The 6,222-nt window shown below is 36.8% G+C and carries 6 protein-coding genes; 1 reads left to right on the forward strand and 5 read right to left on the reverse strand.

What is annotated here, in order from left to right:
• Positions 1 to 50: 50 nt before the first annotated feature.
• The 4 genes from KXG62_RS33490 to KXG62_RS33505 form a co-directional block, all read right to left on the reverse strand.
• A complete protein-coding gene (locus KXG62_RS33490; protein WP_218096341.1) occupies positions 51 to 653 on the reverse strand; it encodes a hypothetical protein in 603 nt (200 codons plus the stop codon).
• Between the two features lie 284 nt (positions 654 to 937).
• Positions 938 to 1,276 (reverse strand): hypothetical protein, encoded by a 339-nt coding sequence (locus KXG62_RS33495; RefSeq protein ID WP_218096342.1) that lies wholly within the window; start codon positions 1,274 to 1,276, stop codon positions 938 to 940.
• Positions 1,277 to 1,342: 66 nt separating this feature from the next.
• The gene (locus tag KXG62_RS33500) at positions 1,343 to 3,052 is read right to left on the reverse strand and encodes a TniQ family protein (protein ID WP_218096343.1); all 1,710 of its coding nucleotides are present in this window, start codon (positions 3,050 to 3,052) and stop codon (positions 1,343 to 1,345) included.
• 21 nt (positions 3,053 to 3,073) lie between these two features.
• Positions 3,074 to 3,448 carry a hypothetical protein gene (locus KXG62_RS33505; protein WP_218096344.1) on the reverse strand — a complete coding sequence of 125 codons (375 nt, stop codon included), beginning with the start codon at positions 3,446 to 3,448 and terminating at the stop codon, positions 3,074 to 3,076.
• A 165-nt stretch (positions 3,449 to 3,613) separates the two neighbouring features.
• Between KXG62_RS33505 and KXG62_RS33510 the strand changes: the two genes are divergently transcribed.
• Positions 3,614 to 3,955: a helix-turn-helix domain-containing protein gene (locus tag KXG62_RS33510; protein WP_218096345.1), complete on the forward strand. Its 342-nt coding sequence runs from the start codon at positions 3,614 to 3,616 to the stop codon at positions 3,953 to 3,955.
• Positions 3,956 to 3,995: 40 nt separating this feature from the next.
• Here KXG62_RS33510 and KXG62_RS33515 read toward each other — a convergent pair whose 3' ends face one another.
• A complete protein-coding gene (locus KXG62_RS33515; RefSeq protein WP_218096346.1) occupies positions 3,996 to 6,110 on the reverse strand; it encodes an AAA domain-containing protein in 2,115 nt (704 codons plus the stop codon).
• Positions 6,111 to 6,222: the final 112 nt, after the last annotated feature.

Raw genomic sequence — 6,222 nt, forward strand, 5'->3', positions numbered from 1 at the left:
GCACTTTCACTTTACCAAACGAAGCGGTGTTTTTCTATTTTTCAAGTCAACTACCTAATTGCTTGGAAAACCTCTCTGTACAAGGATTCATGCCGATTTTGGCTCTGCGAAAGTTGAGTAAATAACTTCACTCTTGGGTATTTTAATTTCCTTGAGGTAATTTTCTTTAGAAACAGCTCATGGTCAGAATTGTCAGGTAAGGTAAGAGAGCAATCTTCCTTTATTCGTTGTTGTATCAGATTAATACAATCTTCTACTTCGTATTTAACAAATTCTTTCGCGATATTCGCTTTAGACAAGAGTGCTTCAAGGTCACCAGACTTACCATCTTCGGGATAAGGAAAATGGATCTTTTCACAGAATTCTTTAAGTTTTTCCTCAGTTATTGATGTTTTAACACTTTCCCATAAACCGCTCATAATCTTCCCTTTTTTTCCAATCGCGCCTATTCCATAGGATGAACCAGACCCAGTTAGTATAATATAGTTTTCGAAATGATTTGATAAATATGATCTATAATATTCTCTTGCCTTCTCATATGCAAACGATTCTGCTGTAGTACCGTTAAAGTCGTCTATTTGCTTATTGTTTATTAAAACTTGATCAGTATTATATTGTATTTTTTGGGTATAAGAAAATAAAATTGTTTTCAAGAACAAAATACCCCACTTTCCAATCGCTATAATTTTAATAATATCATAAATGTGATATTTTGTATTTTTTTGTCTAAAAAATGAAGTAAGCTAGGTGATAATGCTCACTAATTTAGCCAAAAACAATACACACAAGAGTATTAAATTGCATACCGACTGGATTAAAGTAAAAAAAGGTAAAGCTTGTTCCTTTTAGGGCACAGACCTGCGACATTTGTTCAAACTAACATTTGCAAGAGGACAGCATGATTAATTATTAAAGATGGACTAAATTTTAGGCTACCTTAACTTTGTTCTTGTAACCTCCACTCAAGAATCTTCATGTACTCAATCATTTCTTTATGCAAATTAGGTAACAATTTGTACTCATATTGATTGGTATTTATCAGCTTTTCAAAATGAGAGCTCTTTTTTAAATCCTTTACGCCTGATCGTATCGCTGAATATTTTCTCATTAATTCGAGAGAACGGGTCCAAATATCTAAACTTCTTTGTAAAACAATAAGCTGATAATAGTGTTCACAATTATCCGTAAATGGGTAATCATAATATTTTTTTCTACCATTGATATTCGATTTATACGCAGCAACAATTTTTTCAACTTCTTCAATCATCTCTTGCATATAAACATCCTCCTTTCGAAAAGATTTCTTTGAATATGCTAAATTTTGCTTTTCAATTTCTTAAGATTATGCATTCTTCTTCATCATGGCCAACGCATGAACATCAAATTTATTATATAAATAACGCTTTCGTCCATTTCGATCTGTTAGAACCTTTATGGGTTCAAGAACTTTCTGTTCCGCCATATGTTTTAGAGTTTTCTCACCAACCCGTAGAACACGCATAACATCAGACATGAAATATCCCTGCTCATTGATTTTATTATTTTTAATGGTCTGAAGACATTTTTCTATCTCGTAAATATTAAAGTAATTATCAGCCAGGCTTCCGCTGGCCTTAGCTGTAATAGGCTTCATTTGACCTTCTAAAGTAAACTGAATCAAATCAATGATCTTTAATCCATTCACGGAATACTTGATTAATGCATCATGGAATCTGATTCCATTAATTTCTTTAACAATCTCGCCGCGGCAGCGGATTACGAGATCTTGTACTTCCATTAGCTCCAATTTTTCTACACTGTTAGAAGTAGATTTATATGTCTTTAATAACCCTGCGTTGATTAACTTGGGAACCGAGTCCCGCTGGATCCCCAATACAAGAGCAGCTTCTTTCTTGGAAATGAGCAAGTTCTTTTCTTCTAAAACAGAAGTCAACGAATCTTTTTCAATCATGTATCGACTGAGTTTGCCTTTCTGTGATGTAACCATCAATAATTTGCTGTTCTCGCTCAACTGTTCGACCATTTCGTAACTCATACCTATGTCCGTCCTAATTTCATCTTTACTGATAAATTTTCTTTGTTCCAAGAGGGTAGGTACTTTTTTGAATATAGAAAAATCTTTTCTGACAATACCTCTATCTAATTTGTCGAGCCAAAACTGTTCGTATGCCTCTTTGAGTGTTGGATGGCTTATTAAAGCAAAAATCCGCTCAAATTGTTCCTTTTTTCCATACAAGTTTTGGTTTTTTTTATATTCATGGCCATGAAAGTCAGACAGCAATCTATAAAAATGATTAGGGAAATCCTGAAGCATCCAATAAACATTCCCCAAAGCTATCATCATGGCAGAACTATTTCGATAACCATTCGACTTATTATGAAATATTTTTACTTTTTCATTTTTATTAGCTATGTAGCTCCCCATTCCATCAAGTAAATGAAAAGTGTGAAAAGATAGTAGGAGAAAATCCTTTAAAGAAAGGCCTAATGGGAGGATGCTGTTGTAATAAAACGCTTGGCTTAAGTCTAACTGAGAAACGAACAAATTATCAGTGCGGTCAACTATTACTCCGTTCGTAGATGCGAATGAGAACCCGCACTGGGAGCAAAATCCGTTCATGAATGAGTTTAAGGGTATTGTTTTTCCACAACATTGGCAGCAATCAACCAATTCTATATGATGGTCAACACATATATTAAGTGGAAGAAGTCCCCATGCATGATGATGATATAGTGCATCTTTAATACATTGTGGGCAAAATTTAACTTTATTCTTCAGCAATATCTTACTAAGAAGTTTAGGACCTAGGTAATTGTCGAGCTGAAAATAGGTGGAATGAATAAGTTCAGTCCTGCAAGTATCAGAGATATAACTAATCATACTTAACTGCTTTTCATTAAACGTATTATTATTCATTTTCGGAACAGTAGTACTTAGCATTGTTGCAAAATAGGAAACAGTAGAATAATGATTAACTGATGCCAACCTATACAAATAACTAGCCACGCTTTCCTTTGACCAAATGGATGGTCGAACACGTAACTTCTCCATATAATTCACCCTTTATTTCAATTACGATATGTCATTACCATAGTCTTCAGCGAATATTTTTCGATATCTATTTCTTCGTTTTTTACGCGCACGAAGAACCTTCAAATAATTTATTTTATTGTGATACTGTTCTACAACTTCCGGAACTACATTATCCAATTGAATTACAATTTGATTCGCAACAGCCACACGCCCATCTTCTAATAATACTAATATGGAGTCTGAAACTTGAGGATCGAAATAAATGAATACTTCCCAAATACCTTCGTCTAAAGCTTTTTGAAACCATTTTTGTTTGATCGCAGCGTTACATGTGTAAATTTTCTCTCGAAAACAGACACCTTCACTTTTTACAATCGCTACATCAAGGGATAAATAAGAAGAAAGCATTTGCATTAAGAACACCTCACTATTAATCTATGAATTTTTTTAATAATCTATCATTATCATTTCCAATCCATTGGATTTAATACATATAAGTATCAATTTTAACAATTGATAATAAACAACCTATGTTTGCCTAATTATGCATTGTCTACACTTCTGTTAAGAGGTGTGGATATGGCCGACGACCAAATACTTAAACTCATTGGAATTAGAATACGTGACCTGCGTAAAGAACGCGGATTATCACAGGAACAATTAGGGGAAAAGGCAGATTTTCACTTCTCTTATATTGGAGGTATTGAACGCGCCGAGAAAAATATCTCGATACTCAACCTTGCTAAGATTGCCGCGGCATTAGAAGTGCATATCGGGGAGTTATTCGTATATATAAAATCGCATCACAATGTGCACTCAGAAAAGGAAGCGGAGCTAGAAGAAATTCTACAAATACTTTTGGAACAGGATATTAAGGGACTTCGTAAGGCAAAGACAATCCTGAAAGAACTATATGAATGAGAAAAAGCAGAAGAGAGTGTTCCTCATCTGCTTTTTTTTGTTATCTAGATCGTACCGTATCCTTGCCTTTGCATGTCTTGCAGTTACGTCCGTACATGGTAGCTAAATTGGGGTCATAGAACTCGGATAAATCCTTCATCTGACCGCATTTTCCGCACTTTTTGATTTGCTTGCTTTCAATTTTTTCGTAGGTTTCCGCGACTTCCTTACGCAGATCGTCCTCATCTTCAGTTTCCGTTATTTTAAAAGTCCGGGCAAATTGTCGATCCAAATACTGCAACGGGTTGTCACGAATAACAAACTTGTTGAGACGAATGAAGGGGTAACCGTAGGATTCAATCGTTTTCTGTCGCTCAACATCAGACTCTACATAGTAGCGAGTGTAGGTAAACTCATTTATTGAATCACTGGACTTAAAGTGAAACTCAAAGCCGTCATATTCAATGATCGCAGAACGCGCCCGATCACCTGGCTTCCGGAATATCAACAGGAAATCAATACGGTAAGCCGGAATCTTTGCCAGAGGATCTAATTGTTTGATATACCTACCAATATCAAATTGTGGAATGATCTCGATGTGTCCCTTATTTTGTTTATAAAACTTTGTCTGTTGGATCCATTGCAGGACCATGGGCTCCATTTTGGATCTACCATCAGTTTGTTCCAACAACCTTGCCTCATCCGGACCTTGCAGCATATTCTTGAAATATTGAAGAACCCGGCCAGTCTCATGTTGGATTTCCTCCGGTTGTTTGCTCAGGATAAAGCGAATACTTTCCTTCGCACGACTAAAGCCAACATTTAGACGTTGCGCTTTTAGTGTTCCATTTTCCTCCTCTGCAGCCTTATCCAACTTAACAGGGAATATATACTTCAGACTATCTTCACCCGGCTTTTCAACCATGGAATAGTAGATAATATCCCTTTCCTCACCCTGGCAGGAATCGAATGTCATGATCTTTAGATGAAACTTCTCCATGTAGTACTCCCAATCCTTAGAAGCCAGAATCCTGCTTGTCAATAGTTTCTGCTGGTTGGTAAACGGTGTAATGATTCCAACCGTTCCTTGATAATTCATTTGCTTCAACCGATTAAGCTCATCAAGTATATAGTGAATCTCATCGGTGTTTGTGTTTTTTAGCCTTTCTTTACGCGGATCTGCCTGGATGACATGAAATTGAAGCACGTCGTTCAGACTAACACCACGTATCTTCATCACCTGGAGGGAATCCTGGTAAAAGTTTTTATTTGAGAAGCTGATGAGCTCAATATACCCCCTAAAGTGCTTCTTCAGGCTGCATTCGTAATTAGGTATATTTTTCATAAAATCGAGGATGGAGTTCTTGATATTGAAATTCTCTATCTTCATCTCTAAACTCTCACGCTCAGATTCAGGGCGGTCAACGATATCTTTTTTGAAAGCGTCCCGTACTCGATTGAATAAAACGTTGTTTACTTTGGTAGAAGCGTTATGGGATTTCACGTTCGCAAACTGCTTGGTATCCCCTAAGACGACCGTTTTCTTACCCCGAATGATAGCTGGAAAGGCTTGAGCAATACTGACTTGAGAGGCCTCGTCAATGATCACAACATCAAACAGATTGGCCTCCAAGGGTATGAATTCTCCTAGTTCTCGAATCCCAACAATGAGACAAGGAAAGGCTTGCACCAATGGCTCCAACAAGTGTTTAGGGATTTTCTTCTTTGCTCGAAAAATCTTGCGCAGCTCCTCGGCATCATTTCTGTAATTCTCACGAAATTGGACCACACTGTCATCAAGGATATTGGTCATCTTCAAGATGAGCCTGTTCTCTAGAATTCCTCGTTGCTCTACATATAAATTAGCCGGTGACTCCTTACCTTCGTTAATAAAGTAGTGGGTTTGCAAGTAAGAAACAACACTTAATATTTCTTCTTCAGAAGTTTTCGCAAATGACCAGAGCAACTCATTATCCAGCTGATCCGAATCCACCCCAAGAGCTAGAACCGACTTAACAAGTTCCTTTTTTGTTTTCTTTACTTCATGGATCTGGCCTATAATTTTCTCTAATAACTCCATGAGATTCGAGAGTTTGTCTTCACGTATCGTCCTAAAGAGATCGAGGGATTCATTTATCCACTTCTGTTCCAGCTTATATGATTGTTTATAACTCAACTTTCGCAGCTTGAAATTGGCAAATAAGCCTTGATGTAGCTAGGCAAACCGGCAGTCCAATTCTGGAGTTGACGATGAATTAGCATTGAGATTCGCTTTCCTGCCTTCGCGG

Source organism: Paenibacillus solanacearum, assembly GCF_910593845.1.
Lineage (GTDB): Bacteria > Bacillota > Bacilli > Paenibacillales > NBRC-103111 > Paenibacillus_G > Paenibacillus_G solanacearum.

Bases quoted from the DNA above. Each gene is read 5' to 3' on its own strand.
- KXG62_RS33495 (WP_218096342.1), bottom strand. From the start codon at position 1,276: ATGCAAGAGATGATTGAAGAAGTTGAAAAAATTGTTGCTGCGTATAAA.
- KXG62_RS33500 (WP_218096343.1), bottom strand. From the start codon at position 3,052: ATGGAGAAGTTACGTGTTCGACCATCCATTTGGTCAAAGGAAAGCGTG.
- KXG62_RS33505 (WP_218096344.1), bottom strand. From the start codon at position 3,448: ATGCAAATGCTTTCTTCTTATTTATCCCTTGATGTAGCGATTGTAAAA.
- KXG62_RS33510 (WP_218096345.1), top strand. From the start codon at position 3,614: ATGGCCGACGACCAAATACTTAAACTCATTGGAATTAGAATACGTGAC.